14 protein-coding genes and 1 tRNA gene are annotated in these 14389 nt (G+C 62.4%); 4 read left to right on the top strand and 11 right to left on the bottom strand.

The features are described 5' to 3' along the window. Window positions 1-4: 4 nt before the first annotated feature. The 7 genes from RT028_RS03355 to RT028_RS03325 all read right to left on the bottom strand — a co-directional run bounded on the left by RT028_RS03355 (window position 5) and on the right by RT028_RS03325 (window position 7876). Entirely contained in the window at window positions 5-898 is an 894-nt protein-coding gene (locus RT028_RS03355) for a dihydrodipicolinate synthase family protein (RefSeq protein WP_312932443.1), read from the bottom strand. A gap of 58 nt (window positions 899-956) precedes the next feature. Beyond that, complete coding sequence (locus RT028_RS03350; RefSeq protein WP_312932442.1) at window positions 957-2285, bottom strand: MFS transporter; 1329 nt, start codon at window positions 2283-2285, stop codon at window positions 957-959. Window positions 2286-2502: 217 nt separating this feature from the next. Continuing rightward, on the bottom strand, window positions 2503-3822 hold the full coding sequence (locus RT028_RS03345; protein WP_312932440.1) for an FAD-binding oxidoreductase: 1320 nt from the start codon (window positions 3820-3822) through the stop codon (window positions 2503-2505). 84 nt (window positions 3823-3906) lie between these two features. Then, window positions 3907-4371, bottom strand: coding sequence for a helix-turn-helix domain-containing protein (locus RT028_RS03340; RefSeq protein ID WP_312932438.1), 465 nt, complete (start codon window positions 4369-4371; stop codon window positions 3907-3909). A gap of 246 nt (window positions 4372-4617) precedes the next feature. Next, a complete protein-coding gene (gene proX / locus RT028_RS03335; protein ID WP_312932436.1) occupies window positions 4618-5643 on the bottom strand; it encodes a glycine betaine/L-proline ABC transporter substrate-binding protein ProX in 1026 nt (341 codons plus the stop codon). Between the two features lie 49 nt (window positions 5644-5692). Continuing rightward, window positions 5693-6652 carry a glycine betaine/L-proline ABC transporter permease ProW gene (proW, locus tag RT028_RS03330; protein ID WP_312932434.1) on the bottom strand — a complete coding sequence of 320 codons (960 nt, stop codon included), beginning with the start codon at window positions 6650-6652 and terminating at the stop codon, window positions 5693-5695. Between the two features lie 69 nt (window positions 6653-6721). Continuing rightward, window positions 6722-7876 (bottom strand): glycine betaine/L-proline ABC transporter ATP-binding protein, encoded by a 1155-nt coding sequence (locus RT028_RS03325; protein WP_312932432.1) that lies wholly within the window; start codon window positions 7874-7876, stop codon window positions 6722-6724. Window positions 7877-8199: 323 nt separating this feature from the next. Between RT028_RS03325 and RT028_RS03320 the strand changes: the two genes are divergently transcribed. Further along, window positions 8200-9168, top strand: coding sequence for a LysR family transcriptional regulator (locus tag RT028_RS03320; RefSeq protein ID WP_312932430.1), 969 nt, complete (start codon window positions 8200-8202; stop codon window positions 9166-9168). Between the two features lie 139 nt (window positions 9169-9307). Here RT028_RS03320 and RT028_RS03315 read toward each other — a convergent pair. Continuing rightward, a tRNA-Ser gene (locus RT028_RS03315) sits at window positions 9308-9397 on the bottom strand. A 277-nt stretch (window positions 9398-9674) separates the two neighbouring features. Here RT028_RS03315 and RT028_RS03310 point away from each other — a divergent pair. Together RT028_RS03310 and RT028_RS03305 are read left to right on the top strand one after the other, a co-directional pair. After that, window positions 9675-10364 carry a crotonase/enoyl-CoA hydratase family protein gene (locus RT028_RS03310; protein ID WP_312932429.1) on the top strand — a complete coding sequence of 230 codons (690 nt, stop codon included), beginning with the start codon at window positions 9675-9677 and terminating at the stop codon, window positions 10362-10364. Window positions 10365-10460: 96 nt separating this feature from the next. After that, window positions 10461-11432, top strand: coding sequence for a magnesium and cobalt transport protein CorA (locus tag RT028_RS03305; protein ID WP_312932427.1), 972 nt, complete (start codon window positions 10461-10463; stop codon window positions 11430-11432). Window positions 11433-11471: 39 nt separating this feature from the next. Here the strand turns inward: RT028_RS03305 and RT028_RS03300 are convergent, their stop codons facing one another. Continuing rightward, window positions 11472-12197: an amidotransferase gene (locus RT028_RS03300; RefSeq protein WP_312932420.1), complete on the bottom strand. Its 726-nt coding sequence runs from the start codon at window positions 12195-12197 to the stop codon at window positions 11472-11474. 517 nt (window positions 12198-12714) lie between these two features. Between RT028_RS03300 and RT028_RS03295 the strand changes: the two genes are divergently transcribed. Then, window positions 12715-13515, top strand: coding sequence for a cytochrome c (locus tag RT028_RS03295; protein ID WP_312932418.1), 801 nt, complete (start codon window positions 12715-12717; stop codon window positions 13513-13515). Window positions 13516-13563: 48 nt separating this feature from the next. Here the strand turns inward: RT028_RS03295 and RT028_RS03290 are convergent, their stop codons facing one another. Both RT028_RS03290 and RT028_RS03285 read right to left on the bottom strand, forming a co-directional pair. After that, window positions 13564-13896, bottom strand: coding sequence for a ribonuclease E inhibitor RraB (locus RT028_RS03290; RefSeq protein ID WP_312932416.1), 333 nt, complete (start codon window positions 13894-13896; stop codon window positions 13564-13566). Window positions 13897-14066: 170 nt separating this feature from the next. Further along, entirely contained in the window at window positions 14067-14309 is a 243-nt protein-coding gene (locus RT028_RS03285) for a hypothetical protein (RefSeq protein ID WP_312932414.1), read from the bottom strand. Window positions 14310-14389 lie beyond the last annotated feature (80 nt).

Below are 14389 nucleotides of genomic sequence, written 5' to 3'. Positions count from 1 at the left end.
CTCCTTATTTGATGCCGGCGATGGTGGCTTTGAGGGTGCTGACCACGTCCTTGAGCGCCGCTTTCTCGGCGTCGTCCAGATCATGCAGCGGCTGACGTACACCACCGGTGCTCAGGCCATTGAGGGCGCAACCGTACTTGATCGACTGCACGAACTTGCCACCTTCGAGGAAATCCATCAGCGGCATCATGGCCGCCATGATCTTGCGGCCCTTGGCGAAGTCCTTCTCGACCACGCAGGCCTCGTACAGCGCCACGTGCTCGCGCGGGATGAAGTTGGAACCGGCGCAGACCCAGCTCTTGGCGCCCCAGGCGAAGAACTCCAGGGCCTGGTCGTCCCAACCGCACGACAGCTGGATGTGCGGGCGGTGAATGGCCAGGCGGTGCAGCTGCGCCATGTCGCCGGAGCTTTCCTTGATGGCGACGACGTTCTTGACGTCGCTGATGGCATCGAAGAACGCCTCGCCCATGCTCACGCCCATGCGGCCCGGGTAGTTGTAGAGCATGATCGGCAGACCGGCGGCGGCGTCCACGGCTTTGACGTGGTGCGCGATTTCTTCCTGGGTCGGCAGCGCGTAGGGCGGCGTGCCGACCAGCAGCGCATCGGCGCCGATTTCCTTGGCGTGCCCGGCAAAGGCCACGGCGTCTTCGGTGCGGATGCCACCGGTGCCGACGATCAGCGGCAGGCGGCCGTTCAGCACGTCCTTGGCCTGGGCGGCGAGCTCGAGGCGCTCCTGCGTGGTGTGGGCGTAGTACTCGCCGGTGGAGCCGCCAATGATGATGCCGTGGACCTTGGCTTCGACCAGGGACTCGAGCACCTGGGCAAAGGCCGCCTTGTCGATGGCGCCGTCAGCGGTCAGGGGGGTGATGGCCGGGGTGTAGATGCCTTCGAATTTCACAGTAGAGCCTCCAGGGGTGTGATCAGCGCGGTCTGGCCGCGCTGTAACGTCATGAGTGTCAGGCCAGGGACGCGGCCTGTTGCAGGTTCATCGAGCGGGTTTCAGGGGCGAGGAAGAAGGAAAACGCCAGGCCGACGAAGGTCACCACGGCCGCGGCGTACATGGTCGCGGCAATGCCGTAGCTGTCCAGGGCGATGGGCACCAGCCAGGTGCCGACAGCCGCGCCGATGCGTGACATGGACGTGCCGACGCCCACGGCGCAGGCGCGAATTTCCGTGGGAAAGAGTTCGTTGGGGTAGACCAGTTGCAGCACCTGAGCGCCACCGATGAACAGCGCATAGGCGCCGAACAAGGCCAGGATCAGCACTTCCGAGCCCGAGCTGAAAGCACCCAGCCCGAGCAGCGCAAGCCCAGACCAGAGAAAGCTGTGCAGCAAGGTGGTACGCCGGCCCAGGCCGTTGAGCAGGCGTGTGGCGATCACGCAGCCGACCACGAACAGGCAGGTAATGGCCACCGAGCCGATGGAGGCCCACTCACCCTTGAGGTTGAGCGCGCCCAGCACTTTCGGTGCAAAGGCATAGACCGCAAACACCGGAATGACCGAGCACATCCAGAACATGGTGACGAACAGCATGCGTTTGCCGTAGCCCGAATGCAGCAAGCTCATGAACGACAGGTTGCAGGTCTTGGGCGCCTCCGGGAGGTTGCGCAGGCCAAAGTCGGGGCCGTAGACCCGTTGAATCACCCGTTCAGCCTCGGCATTGCGTCCCTTGCTGATCAGCCAGCGGGGCGACTCCGGCGTGCCCAGGCGCAGCACGAACAGCACACCGCCCACCACCGCTGCACTGGCCAGGACCAGGCGCCAGGCATCTGGCCCGCCGACGTTGAGAATCGCCTCGCCGACCATGTACGCCATTGCCGCACCGGCGAACCACAGCACGGTCAGGGTGGCCAGCCGCGGACCGCGGTTTTTCTTCGGCAGGAATTCGACCAGCAGCGAGGTCGCGACCGGGTATTCGATGCCGACCGCAATGCCGATGGCAAAGCGCAGTAGAAACAGTGCCAGCGCCGACTCCACCCAGAACTGCGCGATGGACGAGACGATGAACAGAACCGGGCCGATGAAGAACACCCGTTTGCGGCCAAACCGGTCGGTCAGCCAACCCCCGAAGAACCCCCCGAAAAAGATTCCGATCAGGGCCGAGGCCGCAATCATGCCTTGCCAGAAACTGCTGAGGCCGAGACCCACCGACATCTGCGCCATGGCCACGCCGATGATGCTCAGCACATAGCCGTCAACGAACGAGCCGCCACCAGACCGCGCCGTGAGCAGTTGATGAAAGCGGTTAATCGGCACGTCTTCAATTGATACGTTCAAGCTTGTCATTCTTGTACCTGAAGTTGCTTTTGAAATGGATCGTGCGGGCCCTTGCACACAAGGCCTTCAAGCGGTTCAACCTCGAGCCGGTCCGCGCGGACCGGCAGGGTTGGGGAATCAGTGCGCCAGGTTGTGGCAACAGACGCGGGCGGCAATCAGGCAGGCCCGTCATCACGCCAGCCTGATCGTCGCGCTGGCAGTGGGCGGACACAGCCCCAGGGCAGGCTCAGCCTTCCAGGCCGGCCCGGTACTGGCCCCACTTCAGATTGATGTTCACCCCCACGCTCACCAGGGGGCGCGGTGGGTTGGCGCTGGGCCCCGCCGCGCGCAGCAGGAAATCGATCAGCTCGGACTGCTCGCCCGCCAGCCAGTCGGCCATGAATTTTCCGGTGGCCGTGCCCCGGGTGACGCCCAGACCGTTACAGCACAGCGCGCCATACACGTTCGGGCGCAGCGCGCCAAAGAAGCCCTGGTGATTGCGTGACAACGCCAGCGCTCCACCCCAGGTGTATTCGAACGGCAGGCCCGCGAGCATGGGGAAGCGCCGTTCGAAGGCATCACGGTGGCGCGGTGCGCAGCGGGCCAGGTACTTCTGCTTGGCGCGGCCGTCGGGGTTGAAGCTGAAGCTGTTGCGCACCAGGATGCGATTGTCGGGCGTGCGCCGTACCGTGGTGCCGAACGGGTCGGCCGGAATCACGCCCCAATACGGCTTGCCGCCCAGTCGGGCCTGCTCGGCTTCGGTCAGCGGCCGCGTCAAGCTGGCGTAGGTGAACACCGGCAACATGCGCCCCTTGAGGAAGCCGAAGCTCATGCCAAAGGCGTTGTTGGTGAGGATGACCTTGTCGGCGGTGATCGAGCCGCGGGCATGCTTGAGCACGGTCTTGTCGCCGTACTCCACCTCGGTGATCGCCGTGTTTTCATACAGGGTCACGTTGGCCGGCAGGCTGTCGGCCAGGCCCTTGACCAAGGCCGAAGGCTGGATCAGCGAAGTACCCGGGGTGAACAGCCCCTGGCGGTAGAAGCGCGTGCCGATCTGCTCGGCCAGTGGCTCGGCGGCAAGCATTTCATAGGGCTGACCGAGCTTGTCGAGGCCGCGACGGTACGCGTCGAGCACGGCGATTCCGCGAGGTTCGACGGCTGCCTGGTATTTGCCGCAGTGCTTCATCTGGCAATCGATGTCGAACTGCTCGACCAGCGCCTTGAGGTAGCTCTGCCCACTCACGCTCAGCCCCATGGACATCCTGGCAATGGCGATGTCGCCGATGTAGTCCTCGGCACCGATGTCATGGGGCAAGTCGATGGCGAAGCCGGCATTGCGGCCGGAGGTGCCAAAACCGACTTCCTGGGCATCGAGCAGCACGATGTCGTCGCCGGGAAAGTGTTCGGCCAGTTGCCGCGCTGCAGCCAGCCCGGTGTACCCGGCACCGACGATGACCCAACGTGCACTGCTGTGCCCGGCATGCGCCGGCTTGACCACACGGCCTTTGCTCAGGTGATACCAACCACAGGAATCATCATCACCGGGTAAATACGCTACTTTTGCCATTTTTTTTATTCCGCCTAAAACCATTCGCCCTGGATCATTCACAACTTCAGTCACTTCGACGGCGGTTGAAACCGCGATAAACTGCTATCCATCAACACGGCGCTCATGCGACGGCGGATATCCGTACAGCGCTTTATAGTTGCGACTGAAGTGATTGGGCGAAACAAACCCGCAGGCCAACGCAACATCAAGTACCTTGGCCCGGGTATTGCGCAGCAGGCGACGCGCCTTACTGATGCGTACTTGCAGATAGTAACTTTGCGGTGTTGTATCCAGATGCTGTTTGAACAAGCGCTGTATTTGTCGAGGCGAGACGCCGACAGACGCGGCCAGTTGCGCCAGCGCCATCGGTTTCTCGACATTGCGCTGCATCAACTTGAGCGCCTTGCGCGTCGTGTAGCAGTACGGCGCGTGGCTCGCAGGCGCCTGACGCACACTCGATGAAGGCGCGGCGCGGCGCTCGTCGAGCCGGTCTGCCACAGCAGCGCAATAAGGGAAATTCTGGCCGGCCAGCGGCGCGGTTCGTACAGATAACGTGTCATTGATCATCTTGCCACCACCGATTTGGCGACCCGCCGTTTAATACTGGCGTGGGTACTTGTCTTATTGTCGCAGCGCGGCGCTGGCGCTACAGGTTATAGCTATTATCTTCGATCAGCCGCCAGGCACAGTCCAACGACATTTGCCGGGGCCTATGGATAACATGGGGTTATCCGTTAATCAGCAAATGCACTGTTTCAAACAAGCGCCCGACGCTCACCGGGCGCTCGTCCGAATAACTATCTAACCGAGCGCTTATTGATCGGCCTTGGCCGCTGCACGCGATTCATCCAGCCACTTGTCGAACTGCTGACGGTGCGCCGCCACCCAGTCCTTGGCATGTTTGGTGATATCAGCCGGCTTCTTCTCACCGTTCTGCATCTTCAGGTTCTGCGCACTTTCATCCGCGGTACTGATCTGCATGACCGAGAGGAATTTCAGGGCCGCCGGATTCTCTTCGGCAAAGTCCTTGTTCAACACGGCCTTGACCTGATCGACGGCAAAGCCGAGGTTCTTGCCTTGGTAGAGGGTATCGACCGTGTTGTTGCCATCCGGCAGATCGGTCTTCGGCACTTCCAGCCACACCACGTCCTTGCCCTCGACCAGTACCGTGGCGATCCACTGCGGCACCCAGGTGAAGTAGAGGATCGGCTTGCCTTCCTTGTAGCGGGCGATGGTGTCGGCCATGAGGGCGAAGTAGGAGCCCTGGTTGACCTTGACCCTGTCCTTCAGGCCGTAGGCTTTCATGTGGTGGTCGATGATCAGCTCGCAGCCCCAGCCTGGGTTGCAGCCGGTCATGTCGGCCTTGCCGTCGCCGTCGGTGTCGAACAGCTTGGCGATTTCGGGCTTCTTCAGGTCGGAGAGGTTGGTGATGTGATAGGCGTCGGCGGTTTTCTTGTCGATCAGGTAGCCCTGCAGCACGCCGGGCATGATCGAGCCGGTCTTGACCATCACGCTGTCACCGCCGGCCTGCTGGTAGAACTTGTCGTGAAGCTTGTCCCACAGGTGCACGGTGAAGTCGGCGTCACCATTGGCCAGCGCCATCATCATCACGCCGTATTCGGTTTCCTTCGGCTCCTGGACCTTGTAGCCCAGCTCGCGCAGGCCTTCCATGGCGATCTCGCCACGGAAGCGCTCTTCGGCGATGGACGGGAAGATCGGCGTTACCTTGACACCTTCACCGGGCATTTGCGCCGATGCATGGCTGTACAGGGCGGTGGTGGCGAGCGAGAACGCTGCCAGACATTGCACGATACGGCGAGAGAACAGGGGGTGGGCCATCGTCACATACCTTTTATTGGAGTGGCATTTCACAGGACGTCGCTTGATTTCAATGTGCAGCGGTATTGCGTGGCGCGGGCGCCGAGGACAGCCGGGTGACCCGCAGGAACATGCCCAGCGGCCCGGTGTGGAACCAGCGCCGGCCAGGTTCGGCGGCCGAGCGATCGCCCATCGCCTGGGTCAGGCGGTCGAGGAAGATCGCCAGCAGTACCAGCCCTACCCCACCCACCGTGGCCAGGCCCATGTCGAGGCGGCCGATGCCGCGCAAGACCATCTGGCCGAGACCGCCGACCGAGATCATCGAGGCGATCACCACCATCGACAGCGAGAGCATGAGCGTCTGGTTGAGGCCGGCCATGATGGTCGGGGTGGCCAGGGGCAACTGCACGCGCATCAGCATCTGCCGTGGTGTGCAGCCGAAGGCGCGGGCGGCTTCGATCTTGTCTTCCGGCACCTGGCGGATGCCGAGATTGGTCAGGCGCACCAGCGGCGGCAGGGCGAAGACGATGGTGACCAGCACGCCAGGCACATTGCCGATCCCGAACAGCATCACCACCGGCACCAGGTAGACGAAGGCCGGCAGCGTCTGCATGGCATCGAGCATTGGCCGTACCAGTTGCTCGACGCGGTTGTGGCGGGCGCTGAGGATGCCCAGCGGAATACCGATCACCGCGCAGAAGAACACGGACGTCAGCACCAGTGACAAGGTGGTCATGGCCTCGGCCCACACGCCGATCAGGCCGAGCAGCGTCAGCGTGACGAAACACAGCCCGGCCATGCGCTTGCCGGCGAGCTGCCAGCCCAGCAACGTGCCGAGCAGGATGCCGAGGGTAGGCGGTACGCTGTGCAGGCCAAGATCGATGCCGTTGAGCACCTGGTCGATGGGCCAGCGAATGGCGCGGAACACTTCACGGAAATGGTGCACGAGGAAGTTGAGGATGCTCTGCACCCAGTCGCCCAGGGGAATGGTGAACGACTGGAACGGGTCAAGCAGGCTGAAATCGGACATGGCAATGGCCTCTTTGCAACGCCGCGGCGCACGCGCGCCGCCGACGCAGGACGAACATCGGCGGTGGGGTCAGGTGCGGCTCAGGGTCTGCAGCAGCTGGTTCTTCGACAACGTGCCTCTGAAGGCACCGTCGCGGTCGAGCACCGGTACCGGGTATGGCAGGTTGGCGGCGATCTCGAGCACTTCGTGCAGCGGCGTATCGAGGTACACCGGGCGCTGCTCGTGCTGGTTGAGATAACTGTCACGGGCCGCAGCTTCGCGGTCGAGCACGCCGATCAGACGGTCGTGATCGCCCAGCACATAGCCGTACTCGACGCCTTCGGCCAGTTGCGGCAGCGTGCCGTTGGCGCGGTAGGTGATCTGCGGTTCCAACCGCGCCACGTCCCCGGCCTTCAGCACGCGGGAGCTGTCGAAGTCCTTGAAGAAGGTGCGCACGTAGTCATTGGCCGGCTGGCTGATGAGCTCCTGCGGGGTGCCGATCTGCACCACTCGGCCGCCTTCCATGATCGCAATGCGGTGCCCGATGCGAATCGCTTCTTCGATGTCGTGGGAGATGAAGATGATGGTGCGTTTCTGCTCGGCCTGCAGGCGGATCAGCTCGCCCTGCATCTCACTGCGGATCAGCGGATCGAGCGCCGAGAAGGCCTCGTCCATCAGCAGGATCGACGGGTCGTTGGCCAGTGCCCGCGCCAGGCCGACGCGCTGCTGCATGCCGCCGGAAAGTTGATGCGGGAAGCTGTGCTCCTGCCCGGCCAGGCCGACCTGGGCCAGCGCTTCACGGGCCCGCTTGTGCCGCTCGGCCTCGCTGACGCCGGAGATTTCCAGGCCGAAGGCGGCGTTTTCCAGCACGCTCATGTGCGGCATCAGGGCGAAGGACTGGAACACCATGCCCATCTCCTTGCGCCGCACTTCCAGCAGGGCCTTGTCGCCCAGGCCGGTGATTTCCTGGCCGTTGAGAAAGATGCTGCCGGAGGTGGGTTCGATCAGGCGGTTGAACAAGCGCACCATGGTCGACTTGCCCGAGCCGGACAGGCCCATGATGACGAAGATTTCGCCGCGCTTGACCGAAAAGCTGGCGTCCATGACACCAATCACTTGCCCAGTCTTGGCAAACACGTCGTTCTTGCTCGCGCCACCGTTGAGCATGTCCATGGCAACCTTGGGCTGGCTACCGAAGACTTTATAGATGTTTTTGACACAGATGATTTCGTCTGGACCGCCCATGGCGTCCTCCTTGGCGTTAAGCACCGTGGTCACCGGAGTGCGGCATCTGAAGTGCTGGCAAGACGGATGGGCAGTACCAAGAGTCGACTGATCGCATGGGAGGTTCCAGTTGTTATTGTTGTGTGGCCGTCAGGGGCCCTCCCTTTAAAATCTATGCGCATCCTCGGCGGGGTTCCAACAACCTTTTCAAGGCTTGATGGATAACCTCGCGTTATAACGACGCACTAACCGACCTGACTGCGGCGTTTACGACGCGGGTTCTGGTGGGTTTTGAATAACCTGAGGTACGCTCTGCTTCACTGTTGACAACCCAGGAGCGCGCGATGGCCAGCAAGCCTGTCGAGCCAGACACGCTGTTACTGCGCATGCCCTCGCTCAGAGCCGTGAAAGCGTTCGTGGCCGCAGCCAAATACAAGAGTTTCACGCGCGCCGCTGAAGCACTGTGTGTATCGCAAGCGGCCATCAGCCGGCAGATTCGCGAACTTGAGCTGTTCCTGGATGCGCCGCTGTTCATGCGGGCGGGGCGTACGGTGGACTTGACGACCGCGGGCGCGATCTTCTTCGAGGCTGCGCAGTTGTCGTTCATCAACATTGCGCAAGCTGCCGACCGCATTCGTAATTCGCCATCGCGCAAACATGTCCTGACCCTCTGCTGCTCACCGGCCTTTTCCGCGCTGTGGCTGTCGCAGCATCTGTCGGATTTCAGAACGCAGAATCCCGATATCGAACTCAACCTGGTCACCACCCAGCACTTCGTGAACATGGAGCCGGGGGTCATTCCCGACATCATCATTTCCAAGGTCGCCGAGGTGGCGGCCGGCTACAAGTGCTACGCCCTGTTCCATGACCTGATCTATCCGGTGTGCGCGCCGGCGTTCGTGCAGGCACATCCGCAGGTGGCCACGCTGGAGGGGCTGCGCGATAGCACCCTGCTCGACCTCAGCCCCGTCGGCCGCTCGGGCGTGGCCGAACACGTGGACTGGGGCGTGTGGCTGGCGTTTCACGATGTCGACCTGGGAGACCGCGCGCGCGACTGCCCGCCGCTGTTTCACACCAACGACTACAACCTGATCATCAGCATGGTGCTCACCGGGCAAGGGATCGCGTTGGGGTGGGATCACCTGGTGGGCGGGCTGGTGGAGCGTGGGTTGCTGGTGCGCCCGGTGCCGGCGCAGGTCACCCTGCACAACAGCTGCCATTACCTGGCCTGCCGCGAAGACACCGGCTACGACGATGCCTGCGTACGGGTGCGCGATTGGGTGCTGGCAAAGTTCGCCCAGTCGGTGGCGTGAGCAGGGGTGGCTGACGGTCGCCTGGCCGTTGGCGTGTGGCTGCGCACTGCCGGGCTGCACTGCCTGAAATCCTGAATCGCACGCACACAAAAAACCCCTGAAGTGGTTGAACACGTCAGGGGTTTTTCGCTTACGAATGTGGCGGTGAAGAAGGGATTTGAACCCTTGATACGATTTCTCGTATACACACTTTCCAGGCGTGCTCCTTCGACCACTCGGACACTTCACCGTTTTCTCTTCAAGCCATTCAGCCTGTCGAGGCGCGCTAATTTAGTGGAAGGTCTTTCTTTTGGCAAGTTTTTTTTCAGATTTTTCATGCGCTTAAGCGGAACGCTGGCGCACAGGGCAATGCTGCCAATCCCGGGGCCGCTTTTCCCGGTGCAATCCTCGCAACCCCTGCGTACCGCGCAACCCAGGCCATCGATGACCAGGCAGTCAGCCTTGGTGCTTTACCTGCCCGGCGGCGCTGGTTAACGTCGGGGCCCTGCTACTACAAGGATGCCCCCATGAGCGAGTTGATCAGTTACCACGCCGAAGACGGTATTGCCCTTCTCACCTTGAACAACGGCAAGGTGAACGCCTTCTCGCCCGAGCTCATCACCACCTTCAACACCCTGCTCGACCGCGCCGAAGCCGAGCGGGTGGTGGTGGTGATCACCGGCCAGCCGGGGATTCTCTCAGGCGGATACGACCTCAAGGTCATGACCGCCGGCCCGGAACAGGCCGTGGCGCTGGTGAGTGCCGGCTCTGCCCTGACCCGTCGCCTGCTGGCCCACCCCTTCCCGGTGGTGGTCGCCTGCCCCGGCAACGCCGTGGCCAAGGGCGCGTTCCTGCTGCTGGCGGCCGATTACCGCATCGGCATCCAGGGCCCGTACAAGATCTGTCTGAACGAAGTGCAGATCGGCATGACCATGCACCATGCCGGCATCGCCCTGGCACGTGATCGGCTGAGCCGCGCGGCATTCCCGCGCGCCGTCATCAATGCCGAGGTGTTTGGCCCCGAGGCTGCGGTCGATGCAGGCTTTCTCGACCGTGTGGTGCCCGCCGAGCAGCTACGCGAGACCGCCTTCGCAGTGGCCGGTGAACTGAAAAAACTGAACATGCTCGCGCACAGGAACACCAAGCTGAAAGTACGCCAAGGGCTGCTGGACGCGCTGGATGAAGCGATTGCGCGCGACAAGAAGCATCTGGGCTGACTGCCCCGGGTGGTTGACGCGTCGCGGCGCGCTTTAGCGCAGATTCAGGCCTGACCGCAGGCCACAGGCCTGGTTTGAACGGAGTAACACGCAATCATGGGTCGAGTCGTCGCCGCGGCGGTTTACAGCGCTGGCAGGAAAGTCACCAACATCAACATCAACGAAGGCCGCGAGTGGGCGAAAAAGCCTGGGCACTTTGTCTGGATTGGCCTGGAAGAGCCGAACGCGCAGGTACTGGAAACCTTGCAGGGCCAGTTCGATCTGCACGAGCTGGCCATCGAGGACGCGCTGGAAAAACACAGCCGCCCCAAGCTTGAAACCTTTGGCGACGCGCTGTTCATCGTCACCTATTCGCCCATCCGCCAGAACGGCACGCTGGCCTTCATCGAAACGCACATCTTTGCCGGCTCAGGCTATGTGATCACTTGCCGTAACGGCGATTCGCAGTCTTATGCACAAGTGCGCCAACGCTGCGAGGCACGCCCGCTGCTGCTCGAACACGGCGAAGATTTCGTACTGTACGCCCTGCTCGACTTCGTCACCGAAAACTACCAGCCGGTCAGCGAAGCGATTCACGAAGAAATCCAGGACCTGGAGCAGAACGTGCTGACCAAGGCCCTGCAGGAATCGGACATCCAGCGCCTGCACAGGCTGCGCCGCGACGTGCTGCGCATGCGCCGCTACGTGGCGCCGATGGTGGAAATCGGCGAGGAACTGCAGCGCCTGAACTTCCCCTTCATCGACAAGAACATGCGCCCGTACTTTCGCGATGTGCAGATCCACGTCACCCGGCAGATGGAAGACCTCACCACCATTCGCGACCTCGCCAGCCAGACCATCGAGGTCGGCATGTGGCTCGAGTCTGCCCGGCAGAGCGTGACCCAGCGCAAGTTCGCCGCCTGGGCGGCGATCCTGGCATTTCCGACGGCCGTGGCCGGCATCTACGGGATGAACTTCAAGAACATGCCAGAGCTGGACTGGCACTACGGCTACTTTGCCGTGCTGGGGGTCATCGGCCTGGGCTGTGCGGGGCTGTTTGCCAGCTTCAAGCGCTCGGGCTGGCTCTAGGCCGTTGCTGCGCCGCTCGCGGCCAAGCGGCGCCGTGGCTCAGGAGGCCTTGCGCGCCCCCTGCTGAATGAACCTGAGCATCCACTCCCCGACCAGGTCGCCCTGGTGGTCGGTGGCCAGGCTGGCGATGGCGCGCGCATACACCTCATCGCCCAGGTGATCCTGGCGTGCATCGAGCAACGCACGCGAGTAGTCGCTGACGAATTCCGGATGGCCCTGAAAGCACAGAACCTGGTCGCCTATGTGGTAGGCCGCATTCGGGCAGAAATCGCTCGAAGCGATCACCGTGGCGCCTTCGGGCAGCCGGGTCACCTGGTCCTGGTGGCTGATGAGCAGCGTGAGCTCGGTAACCTGCGCATCCATCCACGGCGCATGTGCGGCGAGGCGATAGCGGTGCGTGCCCACTCCCCAGCCCTTGTCGGCCCGCTCGGCGTTGCCCCCGAGCGTAAGCGCCAGCAGCTGGTGACCGAAACACACGCCCAGCAACTTTTCGCCGCGCGCATAGAGTTTCAGCAAGTACGCCTTGAGGGTTTCGATCCACGGATCGGAGGCGAATGAGTCTGCCTTGCTGCCCGTTACCAGATAGGCATCGAAGCGCTCGTCGTCGCTCGGATAATGACCGTTCATCACGTTGTAGACGCGAAACTCGGCGGCGATGGTCTGACGAGAGAACAGCTGTTCGAACATCCTGCCGTAACCTTGGTACTGCGCCGTCAATTCGGGTCGCAGGACATCGGTCTCAAGGATGCAGATGCGTAACGACATAGCAGTAGTCCTGAACGACAAACAGAGAAAGGGGCGTAGAGCCTGACGCGAAAGACACGTACAAGCAAGTAGGCGGGACTGACGAACGGGCATGCTCACGTGCAACGTCGCGAAGATTCATTCAGCCGTCTAGATGGCGTGATTCAGCGTTGGCCGCCAATATCGTAGAACCGAAAGAAATCAAAAACCCTGCAGCTAGAACAAAGGGGTCTCAGAAATGTACACACTTCGCCCTAGTGTTGGCTATGTGCCCATACCGATGCACGCTACCAAGCGGCCTGCAGGCGCCGCCGGTTGCGCGCACGCTTGCGCAGTGCGCGATCATTTTTCAGGAATAACAACAAAAAGGCAGGCCGCCATGTTTCGACACGCCAAGTTTCGCCAAGCCGGGCTGATCGTTTTCGCGACGACATTGCTGCTGATTCTGCCGAACATGAGCCGCCTGTTCGGTTGAGTGCAGTGGTGCCCGTGGCCACAGGCAGCTAACCTGCCAGCCTTGATTGGTTGGAGGGTCCCCATGCGCCATTGGCTGGCAATGCTGTCGCTGCTGCTGTGTCTACCTGCGGGCGCTGCCCAATTGCGCCTGGAGGCCGGCGCGCAGTCCCAGACGTGGACCACTGCCCAGTTGCTCGCGCATCCGCAGGCACGCACCGTCGAGATTCCCGCCGACGTGTCCTATAGACGCGCCATGCACTACCGCGCAGTCCCTGTGGCGGCGTTGCTCGACAGCCTGCGTGATACCGATCATCTGCAGGCCGTGGCGTCTGACGGCTTCGCGGCCGAGATGCCCGCCGCCCCTCTATTGCAGCGCGGGCCTGCGCAGGCCTGGTTGGCCATCGAGGACCCGGCAGCGCCCTGGCCACCCCTGGCTGCAGGCAAGCCCAGCGCCGGGCCCTTCTACATCGTCTGGAGCGACCCGCAAGCCAGCGGCATCCGGCCGGAACAGTGGCCTTTCCGAGTGACCCACCTGCGCCGCCTGGCGCCTGTCGAGCAACGCTTTCCGATGATGCTCCCCGACCCCGCCCTGCCCGCCACAGCACCTGAGCGCCAGGGCTTCGCGTTGTTCCAGCAGAACTGCATGGCGTGCCACCGCCTAAATGGCGGCGGTGATGCGCAGGTCGGGCCTGACCTGAACCGGCCGCACAACCCTACCGACTATTTCCAGGCGAGCTGGCTGCGCCAACTGATTCGCGACCCACAGGCACTCAGGCAGTGGCCGCAGGGCAAGATGCCGGGCTTTAGCGAAGCGGTGCTCAATGAACAGGAGCTGGACGCGCTGCTGGCCTATCTGAAGCACATGGCCGGGCGCAAGTCCTGAGGCAAGGCTGCCGGGCCGGACGGCCCAGCAGTATCGAGGCTGTGCTGCTCAGGCGGTGAGACGTTCCTGGCGAACGCCCCAGCCTTTGACCTCGCCGCCCAATGGCGAGATGACCCGTTCGAACACCGCTTCGAAGTCACCGATGCCACAGTACGTGGCATACATGACCTTGCTCAGTTGCAGGTGCCAATCACCCTCCTCCAACTCGCACACCTGGGCATTGGTGGACTCGCCCCGAAAGGCGCCCGCAGCCTGCCAGGCGCACGCTTCATCGGGGAATGTGGCGTAGAACTCGATGGGATGGATACGGGTAAAGTCGAAGCCGCCTTCTTTCATCTGGCGAAGTACGGTGCTGCTGATGTCGTCATTCTGGCTCTTCATGAAACGTCCTCCTGCAATGCAATGGATAGACTTTTCGTGCGCGGGACACTTGCCCTGATGGGGCATACGGAGCTGATACAAGACGTCGAGGGGGGTACAACGGCGCAGGCTTGCAAAGGCCTGCGCTCGACAGGCAGCGTAGTGCCTGCCGGGGTTCTGCGCTAGCGGTTTTACGGCTTCTGGTGTTCGAGAATCTCAGTGATGGTGATCGAGCTGTGATCCTTGAGCTCGCGCGCGGTCGGTTCGACGCTGCGATCCTGGAAATCGTTGAGGTCCAGTTCGTTCACAACTGGCAATAGCTGCGCCCGAATGAACCGCGCGGCCTCTTCCTGAGTGGGCTGTTCGTCCGAGCAGTAAAGCAGCGTGGTCAGTTTGCCGGTCTTGTCGGCAAAGATGATGTCCCACTCTTTCATCAAATAGCCCTCTGCAAGTCAAAAAACAGCGGGGTGCTGTCTGAGGTAAATGACCTTGGGCACCCGCGGTTTGTTCAGTC

It is taken from the genome of Pseudomonas sp., assembly GCF_032058845.1.
Lineage (GTDB): Bacteria > Pseudomonadota > Gammaproteobacteria > Pseudomonadales > Pseudomonadaceae > Aquipseudomonas.
The sequence above is the reverse complement of the archived record's forward strand: the minus strand, read 5'-3'. Positions and strand labels throughout refer to the sequence as shown.

Bases quoted from the DNA above. Each gene is read 5' to 3' on its own strand.
- RT028_RS03300 (WP_312932420.1), bottom strand. From the start codon at position 12,197: ATGTCGTTACGCATCTGCATCCTTGAGACCGATGTCCTGCGACCCGAA.
- RT028_RS03320 (WP_312932430.1), top strand. From the start codon at position 8,200: ATGGCCAGCAAGCCTGTCGAGCCAGACACGCTGTTACTGCGCATGCCC.
- RT028_RS03305 (WP_312932427.1), top strand. From the start codon at position 10,461: ATGGGTCGAGTCGTCGCCGCGGCGGTTTACAGCGCTGGCAGGAAAGTC.
- RT028_RS03340 (WP_312932438.1), bottom strand. From the start codon at position 4,371: ATGATCAATGACACGTTATCTGTACGAACCGCGCCGCTGGCCGGCCAG.
- RT028_RS03345 (WP_312932440.1), bottom strand. From the start codon at position 3,822: ATGGCAAAAGTAGCGTATTTACCCGGTGATGATGATTCCTGTGGTTGG.
- RT028_RS03295 (WP_312932418.1), top strand. From the start codon at position 12,715: ATGCGCCATTGGCTGGCAATGCTGTCGCTGCTGCTGTGTCTACCTGCG.
- RT028_RS03350 (WP_312932442.1), bottom strand. From the start codon at position 2,285: ATGACAAGCTTGAACGTATCAATTGAAGACGTGCCGATTAACCGCTTT.
- proW (WP_312932434.1), bottom strand. From the start codon at position 6,652: ATGTCCGATTTCAGCCTGCTTGACCCGTTCCAGTCGTTCACCATTCCC.
- RT028_RS03285 (WP_312932414.1), bottom strand. From the start codon at position 14,309: ATGAAAGAGTGGGACATCATCTTTGCCGACAAGACCGGCAAACTGACC.
- RT028_RS03290 (WP_312932416.1), bottom strand. From the start codon at position 13,896: ATGAAGAGCCAGAATGACGACATCAGCAGCACCGTACTTCGCCAGATG.
- RT028_RS03310 (WP_312932429.1), top strand. From the start codon at position 9,675: ATGAGCGAGTTGATCAGTTACCACGCCGAAGACGGTATTGCCCTTCTC.
- RT028_RS03325 (WP_312932432.1), bottom strand. From the start codon at position 7,876: ATGGGCGGTCCAGACGAAATCATCTGTGTCAAAAACATCTATAAAGTC.
- proX (WP_312932436.1), bottom strand. From the start codon at position 5,643: ATGGCCCACCCCCTGTTCTCTCGCCGTATCGTGCAATGTCTGGCAGCG.